This window comes from Mesorhizobium sp. M0239 (assembly GCF_040321815.1).
GTDB lineage: Bacteria > Pseudomonadota > Alphaproteobacteria > Rhizobiales > Rhizobiaceae > Mesorhizobium.
Map to the genome: position 1 here is coordinate 35,891 of NZ_JAMYSG010000003.1, position 20,663 is coordinate 56,553.

At 63.4% G+C, this 20,663-nt stretch carries 20 protein-coding genes; 16 read left to right on the forward strand and 4 right to left on the reverse strand.

From position 1 onward, the window contains the following. Positions 1-21: 21 nt before the first annotated feature. The 3 genes from fabG to fabD form a co-directional block, all read right to left on the reverse strand. Entirely contained in the window at positions 22-759 is a 738-nt protein-coding gene (gene fabG, locus NKI99_RS03345; protein ID WP_023813762.1) for a 3-oxoacyl-[acyl-carrier-protein] reductase, read from the reverse strand. A 30-nt stretch (positions 760-789) separates the two neighbouring features. Continuing rightward, positions 790-1,014 carry a type II toxin-antitoxin system RelB family antitoxin gene (relB, locus tag NKI99_RS03350; RefSeq protein WP_023813761.1) on the reverse strand — a complete coding sequence of 75 codons (225 nt, stop codon included), beginning with the start codon at positions 1,012-1,014 and terminating at the stop codon, positions 790-792. Between the two features lie 65 nt (positions 1,015-1,079). Further along, complete coding sequence (fabD, locus tag NKI99_RS03355; protein ID WP_352442175.1) at positions 1,080-2,021, reverse strand: ACP S-malonyltransferase; 942 nt, start codon at positions 2,019-2,021, stop codon at positions 1,080-1,082. Between the two features lie 276 nt (positions 2,022-2,297). On the opposite strand from fabD, the gene NKI99_RS03360 reads away from it, so the two are divergent. Next, entirely contained in the window at positions 2,298-4,229 is a 1,932-nt protein-coding gene (locus NKI99_RS03360) for an LTA synthase family protein (RefSeq protein ID WP_352442174.1), read from the forward strand. 8 nt (positions 4,230-4,237) lie between these two features. Here NKI99_RS03360 and NKI99_RS03365 read toward each other — a convergent pair whose 3' ends face one another. Continuing rightward, positions 4,238-5,896, reverse strand: a complete 1,659-nt coding sequence (locus NKI99_RS03365; RefSeq protein ID WP_352609748.1) for a pilus assembly protein TadG-related protein — start codon at positions 5,894-5,896, stop codon at positions 4,238-4,240. A gap of 453 nt (positions 5,897-6,349) precedes the next feature. Here NKI99_RS03365 and rpsF point away from each other — a divergent pair, with 453 nt between their 5' ends. From rpsF to NKI99_RS03440, 15 genes are all read left to right on the forward strand, one after another. Next, complete coding sequence (gene rpsF, locus NKI99_RS03370) at positions 6,350-6,850, forward strand: 30S ribosomal protein S6 (RefSeq protein WP_013532520.1); 501 nt, start codon at positions 6,350-6,352, stop codon at positions 6,848-6,850. Continuing rightward, complete coding sequence (rpsR, locus tag NKI99_RS03375; RefSeq protein WP_006203718.1) at positions 6,850-7,098, forward strand: 30S ribosomal protein S18; 249 nt, start codon at positions 6,850-6,852, stop codon at positions 7,096-7,098. Before rpsF ends, rpsR begins: the two co-directional genes overlap by 1 nt. 220 nt (positions 7,099-7,318) lie before the next feature. Further along, entirely contained in the window at positions 7,319-7,903 is a 585-nt protein-coding gene (gene rplI, locus NKI99_RS03380) for a 50S ribosomal protein L9 (protein WP_127289263.1), read from the forward strand. Positions 7,904-8,204: 301 nt separating this feature from the next. Continuing rightward, on the forward strand, positions 8,205-9,509 hold the full coding sequence (locus tag NKI99_RS03385; protein ID WP_352609751.1) for a cyclopropane fatty acid synthase: 1,305 nt from the start codon (positions 8,205-8,207) through the stop codon (positions 9,507-9,509). Between the two features lie 67 nt (positions 9,510-9,576). Further along, positions 9,577-9,900 (forward strand): YnfA family protein, encoded by a 324-nt coding sequence (locus NKI99_RS03390; protein WP_352442171.1) that lies wholly within the window; start codon positions 9,577-9,579, stop codon positions 9,898-9,900. A gap of 1 nt (position 9,901) precedes the next feature. Next, positions 9,902-10,873, forward strand: coding sequence for a small ribosomal subunit Rsm22 family protein (locus NKI99_RS03395; RefSeq protein WP_352442170.1), 972 nt, complete (start codon positions 9,902-9,904; stop codon positions 10,871-10,873). Between the two features lie 140 nt (positions 10,874-11,013). Next, a complete protein-coding gene (locus tag NKI99_RS03400; RefSeq protein ID WP_352609755.1) occupies positions 11,014-11,727 on the forward strand; it encodes a DUF1428 domain-containing protein in 714 nt (237 codons plus the stop codon). Positions 11,728-11,772: 45 nt separating this feature from the next. Next, positions 11,773-12,138 carry a YciI family protein gene (locus NKI99_RS03405; protein ID WP_128303068.1) on the forward strand — a complete coding sequence of 122 codons (366 nt, stop codon included), beginning with the start codon at positions 11,773-11,775 and terminating at the stop codon, positions 12,136-12,138. Then, positions 12,135-13,364 carry an RNA polymerase sigma factor gene (locus NKI99_RS03410; protein WP_352609758.1) on the forward strand — a complete coding sequence of 410 codons (1,230 nt, stop codon included), beginning with the start codon at positions 12,135-12,137 and terminating at the stop codon, positions 13,362-13,364. The genes NKI99_RS03405 and NKI99_RS03410 overlap by 4 nt, the downstream gene beginning before the upstream one ends. Before the next feature lie 226 nt (positions 13,365-13,590). Next, entirely contained in the window at positions 13,591-15,081 is a 1,491-nt protein-coding gene (locus NKI99_RS03415; protein WP_127261333.1) for a replicative DNA helicase, read from the forward strand. Positions 15,082-15,312: 231 nt separating this feature from the next. Beyond that, entirely contained in the window at positions 15,313-16,716 is a 1,404-nt protein-coding gene (radA, locus tag NKI99_RS03420) for a DNA repair protein RadA (protein ID WP_023813748.1), read from the forward strand. A gap of 63 nt (positions 16,717-16,779) precedes the next feature. Beyond that, on the forward strand, positions 16,780-17,448 hold the full coding sequence (locus NKI99_RS03425) for a CvpA family protein (RefSeq protein ID WP_352609760.1): 669 nt from the start codon (positions 16,780-16,782) through the stop codon (positions 17,446-17,448). A 104-nt stretch (positions 17,449-17,552) separates the two neighbouring features. Next, positions 17,553-19,022 (forward strand): amidophosphoribosyltransferase, encoded by a 1,470-nt coding sequence (gene purF / locus NKI99_RS03430; protein ID WP_352609763.1) that lies wholly within the window; start codon positions 17,553-17,555, stop codon positions 19,020-19,022. Positions 19,023-19,066: 44 nt separating this feature from the next. Continuing rightward, positions 19,067-19,807, forward strand: coding sequence for an SDR family NAD(P)-dependent oxidoreductase (locus NKI99_RS03435; protein WP_352550555.1), 741 nt, complete (start codon positions 19,067-19,069; stop codon positions 19,805-19,807). 77 nt (positions 19,808-19,884) lie between these two features. Further along, positions 19,885-20,526: a hypothetical protein gene (locus NKI99_RS03440; RefSeq protein ID WP_352609765.1), complete on the forward strand. Its 642-nt coding sequence runs from the start codon at positions 19,885-19,887 to the stop codon at positions 20,524-20,526. Positions 20,527-20,663 lie beyond the last annotated feature (137 nt).

Sequence of the window (20,663 nt, forward strand, 5' to 3'; positions counted from 1 at the left end):
CGGCGTTGCTGCCGAACCTCGTTAGATCATCGCCATGCCGCCATTCACGTGGATGGTCTGGCCGGTGACGTAGGCGGCTTCGTTGGAGGCGAGATAAGCGACGGCGGACGCGACTTCAACGCTGGTGCCCATGCGCCGCGTCGGGATCGCCGCCATGATCGCCTCTTTCTGCTTGTCGTTGAGCTTGTCGGTCATCGCCGATTCGATGAAGCCCGGGGCGACGCAGTTGACGGTGATGTTGCGGGTGGCGATCTCCTGTGCCAGCGATTTGGAAAAGCCGATCATGCCGGCCTTTGAGGCGCAATAATTGGTCTGGCCGGGATTGCCGGTGACGCCGACCACCGAGGTGATGTTGATGATGCGGCCATGGCGGCGGCGCATCATCGGATGGGTGAGTTCGCGGGTCAGCCTGAACACGGCGGTCAGGTTGACTTCGAGCACGGTGTCCCAGTCGGCATCCGACATGCGCACGAACAACCCGTCCTTGGTGATGCCGGCATTGTTGACCAGGATGTCGACGCCTTCGAGATCGGCCTCGGCTTTCTGGCCGAGCGCCTTGACCTCGTCACGGTTCGACAGGTTGGCCGGGAACAGCTTGACCCGGTCGCCAAGCTCGCTGGCCAGCGCTTCCAGTTTCTCGACGCGGGTGCCATGCAGGCCGACGATCGCGCCCTGCGCATGCAGCATCCTGGCGATCGCCTCACCGATGCCTCCCGATGCGCCGGTGACGAGCGCCTTGCGGCCAGTCAATTCGAACATGTCTTTTCCTTCTCTCAAACCGGATAACGGTTATCTGTAGACATCACAGCCCCAGAAGTCGTCGCCTTTCATAATACCTTCCTCGCCGCTCCTGATCCGTGCCAGCACCTCGGCGGCAAGGTAGTAGTCTTCTACGTCCTCAAGGCCGCGCTCAATGAACTCACGCATATGATAGGCTTTGCTGCGCCCAGTCTTGGACGCGAGAACATCCAGGCGCAGCCTGATCTCAGGAGAAAGACGGATCGATGTGGACATGCCGCACCTTAGTTGCGATGCACGTATTCATGTGGCCGCGCATCAGCGAATTCAAGTCAAGCCGTTCAACCAAGCGCCGCCAACGCCGCCTCGACCTCAGCCGCGGAGCCGACCGACGCGGTGGCAATGTCGCGGTTGATGCGCCGCGCCAATCCTGAAAGCACCTTGCCGGCGCCGATTTCGTAAAGCGTGGTGATGCCGTTCGCGCCGAACCACTCCACCGTCTCGCGCCAACGCACGCGGCCGGTTATCTGTTCGACCAGGCGGCGGGCGATCTCGTCCGGATCGCTGGTCGGGCTAACCGTGACATTGGATAGGACGGGAACCACCGGCGAATTCTTTGTCACGCCGGCCAGGGCTTCCCGCATGACGTCGGCCGCGGGCGCCATCAGCGCGGAGTGGAAAGGCGCGGAAACCTGCAGCATCAGCGCTCGCTTGGCGCCCTTTTCCGTGCACAGTTTCGCCGCCAGTTCGACCGCAGCCTTGGTTCCGGAAATAACCAGCTGACCGCCGCCATTGTCGTTGGCGATCTGACAGACCGACCCTTTGGATGCCTCGGTGCAGGCTGCTTCGACATCGGCCTGTTCCAATCCGATGATCGCCGCCATGGCGCCCTCGCCGGCCGGCACCGCCGCCTGCATGGCATTGCCGCGTATGCGCAGCAACCGGGCGGCATCGGCAACCGAAACGAAGCCAGCAGCGGCCAACGCCGAATATTCGCCCAGCGAATGACCGGCGACATAGGTGACCTTGCCTTTCAGCGAGAAGCCGCGCGATTCCAGCGCCCGGACCACGGCCAGGGACACCGCCATCAGTGCCGGCTGCGCGTTTGCGGTCAGCGTCAACGCCTCTTCCGGCCCTTCCCAGATCAGCTTCGACAAGTTCTCACCAAGTGCGTCGTCGACTTCCTGGAAGACCCTGCGCGCTTCGGGGAAGGCGTCGGCGAGATCCTTGCCCATGCCGACCGCCTGGCTGCCTTGTCCGGGAAAGGTGAATGCGACGGCCATGCGAGGGCTCCCAAGGGCTGGTTTTGCTTGCCTGAAGACGGGTTTTTCTTGCCTGTGAGGCATGGCGGGGCGCCAAGTCAAGCCCGGTTCGACCCTGCCCGACGGCCGCCTCATCCGCCGAGTGCCTGTTCCGAAAGGCTTTTTGGCGATCACTCCTGATGAAAACCGCTCACGATTCGTTTGCTGGCTCTTCTTATTTTGGCCACAGGCGCTAGCTTTGCGTGACAATTCCATGACAATCGAGTGACGTGTTTGTCGCTGGGTGGGGAAGTTTAAGTGGCAAAGAGTTACAAACGCGCCGGCAAGCCCGCGCCACAGTTCCTGGAAGACGACCCCTCCACCGGCTATCTGCCGGGCAGGAGATGGCCGGTCGTGCGCTATGGGCTTGTCAGCCTGGCGATCGCGGCCGTCCTGGTGTTTGCGATCGAACTGATCGTGCGCGGCGATTTTGCTGGCACCGTCTCCTTCTTCCTGCAGCCGCTGAAGCCCGGCTGGACCACCATCGTCGTCTTCGCGCTGATCCTGATCGGCCTCGATGCGGTGCTCGGCCGCAGCCATCAGAGCCTGATGATCGTCGCGCCGCTGACGCTATCCCTTGCCTTCGTCGGCCACCAGAAGTCGCATTATCTCGGCGATCCGCTCTATCCCACCGATTTCCTCTATGCCCGCCAGATCTTCGCGCTGCTGCCGCTTTTGGTGCGCGACCGGCCGATGACCGCGCTCGCCATGGTCGTCGGCATCGTCGCCGGCCTGTCGCTGCTCGTCTACGGCTGGCGGCTGTGGCGCCGCAAGGTTCCCGCGCTCAGCCGCAAGGGCCGCCTTGCCCGGCTGACGCTGGCCGTGCCGCTGCTCGCCTTCTTCGTTTCGATCATGGACTACGCCACCTTCTCCTGGACCAGGGACCGGCTGCAGATCATCCCGATCATGTGGGACCAGAAGGAAAACTATGCCTCCAACGGTTTTGCGCTGGCCTTCGCCCTCAATGTGCCGATGGCGCATGTCTCGGCGCCGCCAGGCTATACCGACAAAGCGATCGCGGCGATCGGCAGACCTGATGTAACCGCCTCGGTGCCGGCCGAGAAGCCCGACATCATCATCGTCATGAGCGAATCCTTCTGGGATCCGACCAAGCTGCCCGGCGTCACCATCACGCCCGATCCGATCCCCAACGTGCGGGCGCTGCGCTCGGGCTCGATGTTCTCGCCGGAATTCGGCGGCATGACCGCCAACATCGAGTTCGAGGCCCTGACCGGCTTTTCCAACGCTTTCCTGCCGGCCGGCAGCATCCCCTATCAGCAATATGTGCGCACGCCGACGCCTTCGCTGGCAACCTTCCTCAAGAGCCAGGGTTACCGGGCGCGCGCCATCCATCCCGGCACCAACTGGTTCTGGAACCGTGGCGCGGTCTACGCCGATTTCGGCTTCAACGACTTCAAGTCGGAAGAGACGCTGCCGCCCATGCAAAAGCGCGGGCCGCTGGCATCGGACGCGGCGATGACCGACGAGATCATCAGCGAGGCCGACGCCAGCGACGAGCCAGTGTTCTTCTTTGCCGTCAGCCTGCAAAACCACGGTCCTTACGAGCCGAACCGCTATTACAATCCGACGCATACGGTGAAGGCGCCGATCAGCCAATGGGCGCGCGAATCGCTGCTTAGCTATGCCGAGGGTTCAGCCGATGCGGATCGCGGCCTTGAACGCCTGGTCGAATGGGCGAAGAAACGCTCCCGTCCCACCGTGATCGCCTTCTTCGGCGATCATCTGCCGCCGCTGGGGCCGGTCTACGTCGAAACCGGCTTCCTCAAGGACAATGTCGCGCCGCGCAAGGAAGCGTCGCCCGAGGCCGCCCTCGAACACCACGAGACGCCGCTGGTCATCTGGTCGAACCGCACCGGACCGGCTGAGCACATGGGTGCCGTCAGCCCAGCCTTCCTGCCCTATCATATCCTGAAAACGGCCGGGATCAGCCATCCCTACTACACCGGCTTCCTGGGCGAGATGAGCGAACGCTACCGTGTCGTCGACCGCAATCTTCTGCTGACGCCGGCTGGCGAAGCCACGCCCGATTGGGCGCGACAAAAGGAGATCGATCCGGCGATCCGCGATTTCCGCCTGCTGCAGTACGATATGATGTTCGGCAAACGCCACGCGGCACCCGACTTCTTCCCCGAAACGGTCGACAAGATTGTCGCCGCCCATACGAGTTGAGACCGCCTTTAGTTCGTCAATTGCAGCTTTGAGAACTTGTTGGCAATCTGCTGGAAGACGTCCGGCAATTTGGTCGGATCGTTGACTGCATAATAGCCGCTCGGATCAGAGGCGCAGGCGCTGTAGAGCGTGCGGTTGGCTGCGGTGTCGGACTGCAGCACCATGGTGTAGATCTGTACGCCCTGGTCCTTCAATTGGGTGCAGACGCTTTTGGTCCAGCCATCGACGTTGCGTGCCGCCGTCGTCTGGTTATCCGATCCGAAACGGCCGCCGGCCAGATAGCCATATGATGTGTAGTCAGACTTCGTCGGCTGTTGGCTGGCGCCATAGACGACGTTCTCACCGTCGGTGAGCAACAGCACGATCTTGCTGATGCCGGGCGTCTTCCACGGCGCTCCATCGGTGTAGGGCGCGGCGGGCGACAGCACCCGCATACCCCATGACAGGCCCTCGGAGACATTGGTGCCCGAACCGTTCCACTCGGTCATCTGACTGGCTGCCTTGCGCAGCTTGTCGAAATCGTCGGTCAGGGCGACCACCGGGGTCGGACACGCACGGTTCGGGCCGATAGTGATGGGAGAGCCGGTCTCGGTGATGAGTTCCTTGGCGGGCGCAACATATTTGGCGATCTTTTCCCTGGCAGCCCTGTCATCGGGTGACAAAAGGTCGATGAGGTTGCCGAGCAGGTTGCTGAGATCGATGCCCAGAATGTTGATGCCCGACTGGGCAAGCCTGGTTTTGTCGCTGACATCGTTGAGGTAGGAGTTGTTGTAGTATTTGTCCGAATTGCCATAGGCGCCAGACGGCTTTTGGGCGTCTTCGGGATCGTCCGGCGCAAAGTACGGCACGAACAGCGTGTCGGGCTTGGCCGTGTCGGGTGGCGTGTCGGAGATATTGTAAGCGCCTGGCCGCGCCTCGACACAACCCTTCCATCCGGTGCCATTCCATCCGGCATCGGTCCATCCGGTCTTCTTGAGCTGTTTGAAAAGCGCCATGTGGTTCGGTCGCTTGCCGTCGATGACAGGAAAATTGACGCCGTTGGTCGAGGACTTGCCGTCCATGTCGATCCAGGACGGATCGAAGCCGTCGCCATTGACGTTGACAGCGGTTACGAAAGGAACCAGCGAGGCGCGGATCTTGCGCGTCGGCGATTTCGCCGCTTCGAGCGTGTCGAGCAACGATTTTGTCGCCGTCCTCAACGCCGTCATGCGCGCGCCGGCCATCGAGCCGGTGTTGTCCAGCACCAGCACGACTTCGAGCTGGTTGTTCGATTCGACCGCCGAGGCATCGACGACGATGCGCTTGCTGTCGCCGAACAGGAAGGCGAAGTTGAGATTGACGTCCGCCGAGGCAACCGCCTTTGTCTTGACGAAGTTGACGCCCTTGTCGACAGTCAACGTCGCCTGCGCATTGCCGAGCTCGCCATGACCGACGATGTTGGCTTGGAAATAGCGGTTGAAAGCGTCATTGCGGGTGATGTCGAGATCGCCAAGGTGCGAGGAAGCAAGGTTTGCCGAATCGAGAGCGTTCTGCAAATTGCTCTTGGCCCGCATAAGGGTCGAGACATCGGTTGCGAAAGCGACTGCTGTCAGGATGACCGGCAAACCCAGTGCCAGCACAAGCGTGAAATTGCCGCTCTTCGAGCGCCAGAATTTGTCGAGAAGCATCCTTACCCCCGGAAATGCTTGCCGCTTTTGTGCGGTCGTCCGGGCTTTTGCGCCTTCCATGATGAATCGACCGTTGACGGCTGGGCTTCAACTCCACACAACCTTCTAGTGTGGTTAAGACGTGGTTCCCGGAAACCACAACTTCCGCCGTTGCTGCTCCCCGATCGTCACGTGGGACACACGGGAATGCCGCTTGCCCTTGCTTTACGGTCGGATTGCTATATAGACGCCCGCAATCTGCCGGTCCTTGCTGGGGGCTGAACGGAGGGCCGGAGGTTTTTTAGAACCTTCGTGTGAAGCCGGAAGTGCTTCCGCCTCCCGTGTCTCCGCTCTCGACCGTCTCGTTATGCTCCTTTCTTCCCCCTGCCCCTTCGAGGGTTTGCGGGTCAGAGAAGTTGCAGAGGCTTTTGCCGCCGGGAACCGGGAGAGAAACGAAGAAAGGCATAAGACATAATGGCTCTTTACGAACATGTGTTTCTTGCCCGGCAGGACCTCTCGCAGCAGCAGGTCGATGCTCTTGTCGAACAGTACAAGGGTGTCATCTCCGCGAATGGCGGGTCCGTCGGCCGGGTCGAGAATTGGGGACTGAAGTCCCTCACCTACCGGGTCAACAAGAACCGGAAGGCTTACTACACGCTGATGGACCTGAATTGCCCAGCGGCCGCGCTCAACGAGATGGAGCGCCAGATGGGCCTGTCCGAAGACGTGCTGCGCTTCCTGACCATCAAGGTCGAGGCGCATGAGGAAGGCCCGTCGGCCATGATGCAGAAGCGCGAAGAGCGCTCGGAACGCGGCGGCTTCGGCGACCGCGACCGTGGCGATCGTGGCCCGCGCTCGTTCGGCGACCGTGATCGCGGCGACCGTGGCGATCGTCCGCCGCGCTCGTTCGGCGACGCCGGTGCCGATCGTGGTCCGCGCCGTCCGCGCGAAGGCTTTGAAGGGGGTGCAGAATAATGGTCGACATCAATCAGATCCCGACCCGGCGCCCGTTCCATCGCCGCCGCAAGACCTGCCCGTTTTCTGGCGCCAACGCGCCCAAGATCGACTACAAGGACGTGCGTCTCCTGCAGCGCTACATTTCCGAGCGCGGCAAGATCGTGCCGTCGCGCATCACCGCCGTCAGCCAGAAGAAGCAGCGCGAACTCGCCAAGGCAATCAAGCGCGCCCGCTTCCTCGGCCTGCTGCCCTACGTGGTTCGCTAATAGCGTCAATGCGGGCGGCTCGCCGCCCGCTCTTCTCCCACGGCGACGGGCGCCGCAGGGTTGGACATCAAATCCCGGGTTGAGGTCAAAAACCTCTAACTGCCGCGACAGGCAGGACAGCGTCACCAGCGCCCCCGGCGCTCAAGCTTCCTGACCTGTTCCAGAGACATTCGGCGCCGATCTCATCGATCGATTGGCGCCCAACCGAAGGAACAAAACCATGGACGTCATTCTTCTCGAACGCGTTTCCCGCCTCGGCCAGATGGGCGACACCGTCAAGGTCAAGGACGGCTTTGCCCGTAACTTCCTGCTGCCGCAGGGCAAGGCGCTGCGCGCCAACGAAGCCAACAAGAAGAAGTTCGAAGGCCAGCGCGCCCAACTCGAAGCCCGTAACCTCGAGCGCAAGTCGGAAGCGGCCCAGATCGCCGAAAAGCTCGACGGCAAGAGCTTCATCGCCGTCCGCTCCGCCGGCGAAACCGGGCAGCTTTACGGTTCCGTTTCGACCCGCGACATCGCCGATCTGCTGACGGCGGAAGGTTTCTCGATCAACCGCAACCAGATCCTGCTCAACCAGCCGATCAAGACCATCGGTGTCACCAATGTGGCGATCGCGCTGCATCCGGAAGTCGAGGTCACCGTCACGCTCAACATCGCCCGCACGGCCGACGAAGCCGAGCGCCAGGCCAAGGGCGAGACACTGACCACCGCCGAAGCCATCTATGGCGACGACATCAACGACAACGCCCGGCCGGAGAACTTCTTCGATCCGAACACCGAGTTCGAGGGCGGCGAAGACAACGCCTGATCACACTTCGCAAGACGATTGGAGCCATGGGCTGATCACGACTTAAAGCCAAGCTCCGATCACTTTGCCGTCATCCAGCCATGCTGGACCAATGCCCGGGTCTCTCGCCCGGGCATTTTTGTGCCAAATGGAACTTTTCGAACCCCTATATATTGTTGCAGACTATGGCGTAGCGCGTCCTTTGGCCGCGCAAAGCACGCTGTGCAACTTTGGTTCGGCGCAAGACCCCCGGCGAAATCGATCCCGATTTTCGCGGTCACGCGCCAAGGCAGCCTGTTTGGCCGAGAGGGGACATTTGGTCATGAATATTCTGTTGAAGCGCGTTCTCGACCGCCTGGTGCGCACCGGCAATCTCAAGGTGACCGGCCCCAAGGGCTCGGCTGTGGTTTTCGGCGACGGCAGCGGCGAACCGGTGCACATGCATATCAAGACGGCGCATGCCGAGCGCGCCATCACCTTCGATCCGATGCTGGCAGTGCCAGAGTCCTACATGGACGGCGAACTCGACATCCTCGAAGGCGGCGTGCTGGGCGTGATGCGCATCGCCTTCCAGAATATGGGCAGCGGCGGCATCGACGCCACCTGGTCGAAGGCCATCGAAGGGCTGCGCCACGCCTTCCGCCGCCTGCAGCAGATCAACACCGCCTCGCGCTCGCGCCGCAACGTGCAGCGCCACTACGATTTGTCGGGCGACCTCTACCGGCTCTTCCTTGACCAGGACATGCAGTATTCCTGCGCCTATTTCGAGCAGCCGGACATGACGCTGGACGAAGCGCAGGCCGCCAAGAAGCGCCACATCGCCGCCAAGCTCCGGCTGAAAGCCGGCCAGACGGTGCTCGACATCGGCTCCGGCTGGGGCGGGCTTGGCCTCTACCTCGCCAAAGCGTTCGACGTCGACGTGCAGGGCGTGACGCTGTCGACCGAGCAGCATGGCGTCGCCACCGACCGGGCGCACGCGCAAGGGCTGGAAAGCCGCGTGCATTTCGAGCTCAAGGACTACCGCGAACTCAACGAGCGTTTCGATCGCATCGTCTCGGTCGGCATGTTCGAGCATGTCGGCGTCAACCACTACCGTACGTTCTTCGACAAGAGCGCGACGCTGCTCAAGCCCGATGGCGTGATGCTGTTGCACACGATCGGTCGTTCCGGCGTGCCGTGGGCGACCAGCGCATTCATCCGCAAATACATCTTCCCGGGCGGCTATATCCCTTCGCTCTCGGAAGTCATGCCGGCGATCGAAAAGTCGGGCCTGGTCGTCACCGACGTCGAGATCCTGCGGCTCCACTATGCCGATACGCTGAAGCACTGGGGCGAGCGCTTCGCTACCAACCGCGACAAGGCCAAGGCGATCTATGACGAGCGCTTCTGCCGCATGTGGGAATTCTATCTGGCGGCCTCGGAAGCCGCCTTCCGCTGGCAGGACCTGGTCATCTTCCAGATCCAGATCACCAAGAAGAACGATACGCTGCCGATGTCGCGCGACTACATGGCCAAATGCGAAAAGGCGCTCGAGATACGCGATATGGGGCATCGTGAAACGGCTCCCGTCAAAAAGAGCCCGACCGCCAAGCCGGCTCGTCGCCGCAAGGTTGCGGACCAGGAATAGCATTGCCGCTTGCCATTGCCGGCGCCTGCACTGAAAAAGGTCCCGTGACCGTCGCGGAACCTTTTTCATGACCTACGTTCTCTATGCCACCGCCGCTCTGGCCGAGATCGCCGGCTGCTTTTCGTTCTGGGCCTGGTGGCGGTTGGAAAAGTCACCGCTTTGGCTTCTTCCCGGCCTCGGCTCGCTTGCCCTGTTCGGCCTCCTGCTGGCGCTGGTCGACACGTCAGCCGCCGGCCGCGCCTACGCCGCCTATGGCGGCATCTACATTGCGGCATCGCTTGGCTGGCTGTGGCTGGTGGAGGGCGTGCGCCCCGACCGCTGGGATTTTGCCGGCGCGGCGCTCTGCATTGCCGGCGCTTCCGTGATCCTTCTCGTCCCGCGGGGCGCGTGAGATGGAGTTGCCGGCATCCCTTCGCCAAGGTGTCGAGCGCTTGCTCGAAAACGTTCCGCTGGCGATACTCAAACAAGCGGCAAAAACGCTGTCCGACCGTTATCGTGCCGAATTGCGCGACGGCCGTCTGCACATGGCCGAGGATCTGGCGGTGAAAGCCTATCTGGCGACGCGGCTGCCGGCGACCTATGCCGCGATCCGCGCCAGTCTCGATGCGCTGAGCGATGCCAAGCCCGCCTTCCAACCCAAGAGCCTGCTCGATGTCGGCGCGGGTCCTGGTACTGCGCTTTGGGCCACGACTGAGCTGTGGCCCGATCTCGAACAGGCTGTGTTGTTCGAAGCCAGTGCGGCGGTACGCAAGGTCGGCGAGACACTTGCCGCCGGTGCGATTGCCGCACAGACGAGGTGGCTGGCGGGTGATGCCACCATCGACCTTGCCGACCTCCAGTCGGCCGATCTGGTCACTTGCGCCTATGTGCTCGATGAAATCGCTCCCGCATCACTGCCGAAGCTCATCGACCGGCTCTGGCAACTCACCGCCGACACGCTGCTTGTGGTCGAGCCGGGCACCCCCGCCGGCTGGCAGCGCATCCTTGCCGTGCGCCGGCAGCTGATCGAGGCGGGCGCGCATGTGCTAGCGCCTTGCGCGCATCAGGCGCCCTGCCCGCTGGTCCAGCCCGACTGGTGCCATTTTTCCCGCCGCGTCGCCCGCTCGCGCCTGCATCGGCTGGCCAAGGATGCCGACGTGCCGTGGGAAGACGAGAAGTTCATCTATGTCGCGGCTTCTCGCGACGGACCCACATCACACCAAGCGCGGGTTCTTGCGCCGCCGAAGTCCGGCTCCGGCAAGGTTCTGCTTAAGCTTTGCCAGGACGACGGCACCGCCGCCGAGCGCTTGTTCACCAAGCGCGACGGCGCCGACTTCAAGCTGGCTCGGCGCCTGGACTGGGGCGACAGGCTGGGTTCCGAATAGGCGGCAGTGGCGTTTCGAACCGCTCCGAAGAAAAATTCGGAGCGATGTCGAATCCAGGCCGTGCCGTTCGACCATTGGCGTTCTCGGATCTTTCGAGACGCCAAGAGTGTCAAACGGCATCAGCCAACAGGAGAGACGCAATGAGCTATATCGCAGGATTTGTCGCCGCGGTGCCCGCCGCCAACAAGGAAGCCTATCGCAAGCATGTCGCCAAGGCGGCATCGGTGCTGAAGGAGTTCGGCACCACCCGGATGGTCGAGGGATGGGGCGACGACGTGCCCGGCGGCAAGATCACCGACTTCAAGGGAGCCGTGAAGGCAAAGCCGGATGAAATCATCACCTTTTCGTGGCACGAATACGCGGACAAGGCGGCGGCGGACGCTGCCTATCAGACGATGATGAGCGACCCGCGCATGGCGGAGATCGGCGCGTCCATGCCCTTTGACGGCAAGCACATGATCATCGGCGGTTTCACGCCGTTCATCGACCTGAACACGACCGGCAAGACCGGCTATATCGATGGCTCGCTGGTGCCGGTGCCGGCCGCCAACAAGCAAGCCTACCTTGCCGTGGCGGCGAAGCAGGCCGCGGTGATCAAGGAACATGGCGCAACCCGCGTCGTCGAGGCGTGGGGCGACGATGTTCCCGACGGCGAGATCACCGATTACCGCAGCGCCGTGAAAGCGACGGGCGATGAGGTTGTCGTCTATGCCTGGGTCGAATGGCCGTCGAAGCAGGTGCGTGACGACGCCTGGAAGAAGGTGATTGCCGATCCGCGCATGTATGCCGACACCATGCCCTACGACAACCAGCGCCGGGTCCATGGCGGCTTCGCACCGATCCTCGACGCCTGATCCCAAGAACCCTAGTTTCGACAATCCTGGAAAAGGAAACCCACCATGCGTTATGCCTGTCTCATCTACTACCACCCCAAGACGCTGTTCGGCGGCAGCCCGCAAGCCAACGCCGTGCTGGCCGAATGCGCCGGATATGACGAGGTGCTCAGGGCCAGCGGCCACTTCGTAACCGCCGAAGCCCTGGTGTTGCCGGAAGAGGCGATGACCGTGCAGGTCCGCGACGGCAAGATGTCTTCGGTCGACGGCCCGTTCATGGAGACCAAGGAAATCCTGGGCGGCATCATCGTCATCGAAGCCCGTGATCTCAATGAAGCGGTGCGGGTGGCGAGCGGCCATCCGCTGGCAACGATCGGCTTTATCGAAGTCCGTCCGGTCGTCGACTTCAGCCAGCCGCCGCCGGTCCTGTGAGCACCGCCGGCCCGCGCGACGCCCTGGAGGCGGCCTACCGCACCGAGGCGCGGCGCGTGCTGGCGACCTTGATCCGCCTGCTCGGCGGTTTCGACGCGGCGGAGGAGGCCTTGCACGAGGCCTTCACCGCTGCCGCCGAGCAATGGCCGCGCCAGGGTGTGCCGGCCAATCCCTATTCCTGGCTGGTCTCGGCCGGCCGCTTCAGGACCATCGACCGCTGGCGCCGGGAAGCGCGGCTGGCCGGGGCTCTGCCCGAGCTCACGGCTCTGGCCGAGCCGACACCGGAGCCGGCCATGCCGGAAGACATCCAGGACGATGAATTGGGGCTCATCTTCGTCTGCTGCCATCCGGCGCTGGCGCCGGATGCACGCATCGCCCTGACCCTGCGCGAAGTGGGTGGTTTGACCACCGAAGAGATCGCCCGCGCCTATCTGACGCCGGCACCGACCATTGCGCAACGCATCGTGCGGGCCAAGGCGAAGATCCGCGACGAGGCCATCCCTTACGAAGTGCCGGACCGCGACGACCTGCCGGCGCGTCTCGAGAGTGCGCTGCAGGTGATCTACCTGATCTTCAATGAGGGTTACGCGGCAACCGAGGGGCCGGACCTGACGCGGGCCGATCTGTGCGCCGAGGCGATCCGGCTCGGCCGGCTGATGGTCGAACTGCTCGACCAGCCGGAGGCGCAAGGGCTGCTTGCCCTGATGCTGCTGCACGAGGCGCGGCGCGCGACGCGGGTCGATGCCAGCGGCGACCTTGTCCTGCTGGAGGATCAGGACCGCACGCTGTGGGACCGTTCGTTGATCGCCGAGGCCGACGGCCTGATCGGTCGGGCGATCGCCTCGCGCCGCATCGGACCGTATATCCTGCAGGCGGCCATTGCTTCCGTCCACGCCGAGGCGGCCGGCACGGCGGAGACCGACTGGGTACAGATCGTCGCGCTTTACGATGTACTCGGCCGCGTCGACCCCTCGCCGGTCGTGGCACTCAACCGCGCCGCGGCCATAGGCATGCGCGGCGGCCCGCAGGCCGGACTGGCGGCAATCGAGGCGGTCATGGGACAAGGCGGGCTGGACGGCTACCATCTGGCGCACGCGGCGCGAGCAGACATGCAGCGCAGGCTTGGCTTGACCGAAGCGGCAAGGACCTCCTACCGGCGGGCGATCGAGTTGACCCGGCAACCGGCGGAACGCCGGTTCATCGAGGGGCGACTCGGTCAGCTTTGAGCGGGATGGCTGCACAGGGCACCATTCTTGTTTTCCCGTTTTGTTCTCCCTGCGAATGCGCTACAATCGTTCTTTCGATTCGAGTCAATTGCGATTCTTTCCACCGAAAAAACTCGGCTGTGAATCGCGGGTATCAAAGCTGATTGGACAGGCACTGGTGCAGATAAGTCAGCATGGACTTGTCACGTTCTGATATCGAGAAGCCGGGATCGAAATCGGGGACATCATGGCAGAAGCAGCGCGAAAATTCGGCGTGGCGGAAACACCGCTTTATCGTGAAGCGCCCAACAACATCGAGGCCGAGCAGGCGCTGCTCGGCGCGATCCTGGTCAACAACGATGCCTTCTACCGCGTCTCGGACTTCCTCAAGGCCAGCCATTTCTACGAGCCGCTGCACCGCAAGATCTTTGAGGTGGCGTCCGAGTTCATCCGCATGGGCAAGGTCGCGACGCCGATAACGCTAAAAACCTTCCTGCCGGCCGACGAGAAAGTCGGCGACATGACGATGGCGCAATATGTCGTGCGGCTGGCGGTGGAGGCCGTTACCGTCGTCAACGCCACCGACTATGGCCGCGCCATCTATGACCTTGCGACGCGCCGCGCGCTGATCACCGTCGGCGAGGACATGGTCAACATCGCCTATGACGCGCCGGTCGACATGGCGCCCGGCGAACAGATCGAGGACGCCGAACGCCGCCTGTTCGAGCTGGCCGAAAACGGCCGCTACGATGGCGGCTTCGAGAGTTTTTCCGATGCGTTGAAGAACGCCGTCGACATGGCCAGTGCGGCTTACATGCGCGACGGTCACCTATCCGGCATTGCCACCGGCCTGCGCGATCTCGACCACCGCATGGGCGGCCTGCAGCCATCCGATTTGATCATCATCGCCGGCCGCCCAGGCATGGGCAAGACGTCGCTGGCCACCAACATCGCCTATAACATCGCGGCCGCCTATGAGCCTGCCCAGCAGGCCGACGGTTCGGTCAAGGCGGCCAATGGCGGCGTCGTCGGCTTCTTCTCGCTCGAAATGTCGTCGGAGCAGCTGGCCACCCGCATCATCTCCGAGCAGACCGAGATTCCATCGTCGAAAATCCGGCGCGGCGATTTGACGGAAGCCGATTTCGGCAAGCTTGTCGCCTACACGCAGGAGAACCACAAGCGCCCGCTCTACATCGACCAGACGGGTGGTATCTCGATCGCCCAGCTCGCGGCGCGCGCCCGCCGCCTCAAGCGGCAGCGCGGGCTGGACCTGATGGTCATCGACTATATCCAGCTGATGCAGGGTTCGTCCGCCAAGGCGTCGCAGAACCGCGTCCAGGAAATCACCGAGATCACCACCGGACTGAAGGCACTCGGCAAAGAGTTGGGCGTGCCGATCATCGCCCTCTCACAGCTCTCGCGTCAGGTCGAAAGCCGCGACGACAAGCATCCGCAGCTGTCCGATCTGCGCGAATCGGGCTCGATCGAGCAGGATGCCGACGTCGTGCTGTTCGTGTACCGTGAGGAATATTACATCAAGAACAAGGAACCGGAGAAAGGCACGCCCGAGCACCTCGCCTGGGAAACGAAGATGATCGAGGTCCAGGGCAAGGCCGAAGTGATCATCGCCAAGCAGCGCCATGGCCCGACCGGCACCGTCAGCCTTGCCTTCCAGGGCGAGTTCACCCGCTTCTCCGACCTCGCTGAGGAGCATCATCTGCCGGAAAGGTTCGAGTAGCTTTTTGACCTACCGTCGCGCTCTGTCACACCCCCCTCTGTCCTGCCGGACATCTCCCCCGCAAGGGGGGAGATTGGATGTCGTTACCGATTTCGCCAATCGCCGACGTGGCAGAGATGGTGCTGTAGTCAAAACTGCCAATCTCCCCCCTTGCGGGGGAGATGTCCGGCAGGACAGAGGGGGGTGTGAAGGAACGCCCCGCTTTCCCAATTTTCAGCCTGCGGCGACGTAATGGCAAAGTCACGCGTCCAATTCATCTGCCAGAGTTGCGGATCGGTGCATCAGCGCTGGGCCGGCAAATGCGATGCCTGTGGCGAGTGGAACACGCTGGTCGAGGAAGGCACGTCCGGCGGCATCGGCTCGGGACCAGCCAACACGCGCAATGCCCGCAAGGGCCGCGCGGTGGTGCTGACCACGCTGTCCGGCGATATCGAGGACGCGCCGCGCATCATCTCGGGCATTGGCGAACTCGACCGCGCCACCGGCGGCGGTTTCGTGCGCGGCTCGGCGTTGCTGGTCGGCGGCGACCCCGGCATCGGCAAGTCGACGCTGCTCACCCAGGCGGCCGCGGCGCTGGCATCAAAAGGCCATCGCATCGTCTATGTTTCCGGCGAAGAGGCGGTCGCGCAGATCAGGCTGCGGGCGCAGCGGCTTGGCGTCGCCTCTTCTCCGGTGGAACTTGCCGCCGAGACCAATGTCGAGGACATCCTGGCGACGATCGCCGACGGCAAGCGGCCTGATCTCGTCATCCTGGATTCGATCCAGACGCTGTGGACCGACCTTGCCGATTCGGCGCCTGGGACCGTCACACAGGTGCGCGCCGCCGCCCAGGCGATGATCCGTTATGCGAAATCCACAGGGGCGGCGATCGTGCTGGTCGGCCATGTCACCAAGGAAGGCCAGATCGCCGGGCCGCGCGTCGTCGAGCACATGGTCGACGCCGTGCTCTACTTCGAAGGCGAAGGCGGCCATCACTATCGCATCCTGCGCACGGTGAAGAACCGTTTTGGACCGACCGACGAGATCGGCGTCTTCGAAATGTCGGACAAGGGCCTGCGCGAGGTCGCCAATCCGTCCGAGCTTTTCCTTGGCGAACGCCATGCCAAATCGCCGGGGGCGGCGGTTTTCGCCGGCATGGAGGGGACAAGGCCGGTGCTGGTCGAGATCCAGGCACTGGTCGCACCCTCCTCGCTCGGCACGCCGCGCCGCGCCGTCGTCGGCTGGGACGGCGCCCGGCTGTCGATGATCCTGGCGGTTCTCGAAGCCCATTGCGGCGTGCGCTTCGGCACTCACGATGTCTATCTCAATGTCGCCGGAGGCTACCGGATTTCGGAGCCCGCGGCCGATCTGGCAGTGGCGGCCGCCCTGGTTTCCTCGCTCACCGGTCTTGCCCTTCCCGCCGATTGCGTCTATTTCGGCGAAATCAGCCTTTCGGGCGCCGTGAGGCCGGTTGCGCATGCGCAACAGCGCCTCAAGGAAGCCGAAAAGCTGGGTTTTGGAAGCGCGGTTCTGCCCTCGGGCAGCGGGGAACTGGCCGGGGGGATCGGGGCCGGTTCTTTCCAGCCGACCGAGCTTGCCGACCTCGTGGCACGCATAGCCGGCTCACGCCGAAGCCGCGTGGACGAAGAAGATTAGAGCATCGGACCCAGAACCCGATGCTCCGCGCTATAATGCGGCTCATGGAGTGGGGCGAAAGACATGCCGATTACGCTGCTTGACGGAATTCTCGTCGGCTTCACTCTGGTCTCGGCGATGCTCGCCATGGTTCGCGGCTTCTCGCGCGAAGTCCTGTCCGTCGTCTCCTGGGCAGCGGCGGCAGCGGCGGCGTTCTTCTTCTACAAGCCGGTTGTGCCTTACCTCGCGCCCTACATCGAGAATGAAAAGGTCGCCATGGCGGCCGCGGCCGGCGTCGTCTTCATCATCGCGTTGATCATCGTCTCGGTCATCACCATGAAGCTAGCCGACTGGATCATCGATTCCAGGATCGGCGCACTCGATCGTACGCTCGGTTTCCTTTACGGCGCCGCGCGCGGCATCCTGGTCGTTGCCGTCGCCCTGCTGTTCTTCAACTGGCTGGCCGGCGCCAAGGCACCAGCCTGGGTCACGGAGGCCAAGTCGCGGCCGCTGCTCGAGCAGATCGGCGCCAAGCTCGAAAGCCTGCTGCCCGAGGATCCGGAAAACGCGATCCTCAAAAAGCTCAATCCGAATCAGCCGGCCGCCGAGACGCCAGCGGCTCCGGACGCACCGGCCGCGGATGCTCCGGCGGGCGGCGACGATGCCAACACGCCGGCGCCTGACGACAATGACGCAACACCACCGGCGAACAACGCCCCGGCCGCTCCGGCACCGGCGGCACCGGCAAACTGACGCCGACAACGGCGTCAGGATCTGACGATGGTGTGAACGATCGCACGGCCAGCGTTGCTTTCGGCGCGAACCCGCATTATATGGCGATTTTAGCGGAGCTTAAGATGGCAGACGCAGACGACGTGCTTTCCGCCGAGGCCGACGACCATTTCCACGACGAATGCGGTGTGTTCGGCATTTTCGGCCGGCAGGACGCGGCAGCCATCGTCACATTGGGCCTGCATGCGCTGCAGCATCGCGGCCAGGAAGCGGCCGGCATCGTTTCTTATGACGGCAGCCAGTTCCATGTCGAACGCCATGTCGGCCTGATCGGCGACACCTTCACCAAGCAGCGCGTCATCGACAGCCTGCAAGGCAACCGCGCCATTGGCCATACGCGCTACGCCACGACTGGCGGCGCCGGCATGCGCAACATCCAGCCCTTTTTCGCCGAATTGGCCGATGGCGGCTTCGCCGTCGCCCACAACGGCAATCTGACCAACGCCATGACCGTGCAGCGCGCGCTGCAGAAGCAAGGCGCGATCTTCTCCTCCACCTCCGATACCGAGACGCTTTTGCACCTCGTCGCCACCAGCAAGGAACGCGACTTGAACTCGCGTTTCATCGATGCGGTGCGCCAGGTCGAGGGCGCCTTCTCGCTGGTGGCGATGACGGCCAAGAAGATGATCGGCTGCCGCGATCCGCTCGGCATCCGGCCGCTGGTGCTCGGCGATCTCGACGGCGCCTGGATCCTGGCCTCCGAAACCTGCGCGCTCGACATCATCGGCGCGCGTTTCGTTCGCGACCTGAAGCCCGGCGAGATGGTTGTCGTCACGTCCAAGGGCATCGAGAGCCTGTTCCCCTTCGAACCGCAGAAGACCCGCTTCTGCATCTTCGAATATGTCTATTTCGCGCGGCCGGATTCCTCGGTCGAAGGCCGTAACGTCTATGAGGTGCGTAAGCGCATCGGCGCCGAGCTGGCGGTCGAAAGCCCGGTCGAGGCCGACATCGTCGTGCCGGTGCCGGATTCGGGCACGCCGGCGGCGATCGGCTTCAGCCAGGCCGCAGGCATTCCCTTCGAGCTTGGCATCATCCGCAATCATTATGTCGGCCGCACCTTCATCCAGCCGGGCGATTCGATCCGCCACATGGGCGTCAAGCTGAAGCACAATGCCAACCGCCGCATGATCGAGGGCAAGCGCGTGGTGCTGGTCGACGACAGTATCGTGCGCGGCACCACCAGTCAGAAGATCGTGCAGATGGTGCGCGACGCCGGTGCCAAGGAGGTGCATATGCGCATCGCCTCACCGCCGACACGCGCCTCCTGCTTCTACGGTGTCGACACGCCGGAGAAATCGAAGCTCCTGGCATCGCGCATGTCGATCGAGGAGATGGCCGAGTTCATTCGCGTCGATTCGCTCGGCTTCCTCACCATTGACGGGCTCTACCGCGCGGTCGGCGAGGCCAACCGCGACAACGACCAGCCGCAATTCTGCGACGCCTGCTTCACCGGCCAGTATCCGACCCGCCTGCTCGACTTCGAAGGCCACGACAATGTGCGAACGCTGTCGCTGCTGGCGACGAGCGGGACGTAGGCCGGACCGTCATCAGCGTTAGTCAAATTCCCGGAATCCATCGCATGACCCTCGACCTTTCCGGCCGCGTTGCGGTCGTCACCGGCGCCTCGCGCGGTATCGGCTATTTCATTGCCAAGGAATTGGCTGCCGCCGGCGCGCATGTCATTGCGGTGGCGCGCACTGTCGGAGGACTGGAAGAGCTCGACGACCAGATCAAGGCGGCCGGCGGCCAGGCGACACTGGTGCCGCTCGACCTCGCCGACATGGCCGGTATCGACCGCCTGGGCGGCGCCATCCACGAACGCTGGGGCAAGCTCGACATTCTCGTCGCCAATGCCGGCGTGCTCGGCGTCATTTCGCCGATCGGTCATGTCGAAGCAAAAACCTTCGAGAAGGTGATGACCATCAACGTCACCTCGACCTGGCGGCTGATCCGCTCGGTCGACCCCCTGCTGCGGCTCTCCGATGCTGGACGAGCGATCATCCTGTCTTCCAACGCAGCGCACTCGGCGCGTGCCTTCTGGGCGCCCTACGCGGCCTCCAAGGCCGCGGTGGAGACGATGATGCGCTCCTGGGCGCATGAGACGCAGAGCCTGCCGCTCCGGGTCAACGCCGCCGACCCCGGCGCCACCCGCACCGCCATGCGTGCCCAGGCAGTGCCGGGCGAAGATCCCGAGACGTTGCCGCACCCCGCCGAGATCGCCAAACGCATCGTACCGCTGGCCAGGCCGGAGCTGAAAGAGACCGGATTGATCTTCCAGGCCAAGCACAATCGCTTCGTCGCCTATCGCCAGCCGGAATAAAACTTGACTGCGAGATGGATTAAATAGGCCTCCGGCAACGTTTCCTCTGACGTAACCATTCGAACTGGAGGATCGACATGCGCAGACTTGTTCTCGTTGCCACCACGGCCATCGCGGCCGCCCTCGCCGCCACAGTCGGCGCAGCCCTCTCGCAAGATGGCAAGATGAGCTTCTTCGTCACCAGTGTCGGTTCCGGCAAGGGTGCCGACCTCGGCGGCCTCAAGGGCGCCGACGCGCATTGCGCGTCGCTGGCGGAAGCCGCCGGCGTCACCGGCAAAAGTTGGGCCGCCTATCTGTCGACCAGCGACACCGACGCCCGCGACCGCATCGGCAAGGGGCCATGGGTGAACGCAAAGGGCGTCAAGATCGCCGACCATGTCGCCTCGTTGCACAGCGATGCCAACGGCATCACCAAGCAGACAGCGCTCAACGAGAAAGGCGAAGCGGTCAACGGCCGCGGCGACACGCCCAACCGCCACGACGTGCTGACCGGCTCCAAGCCCGACGGCACCAGGATCGCCGACCAGACCTGCGGCGACTGGACGATGAGCGGGGCGGAAGGCGCCGCTATGATGGGCCATCATGACCGCACGGGCCTCGACGATTCGGCAGCCGCCAAATCCTGGAATTCCTCGCATGCCTCGCGCGGCGGCTGCAGTCAGGAGGCGCTGAAGGGCACCGGTGGCGACGGCCTGTTCTATTGTTTTGCCACCAACTGAGCCGATTGGGCTTCGAAATTTGGGCTGGAACCCATCGTCCCATCACGCGGCTGTGATGTGACGATGGAAGGCTGCGCCGCCGTCATGCTTTCGTCATTTCCGTGGAGTTGGTAAGGATCACAGCGACTCCCACAACA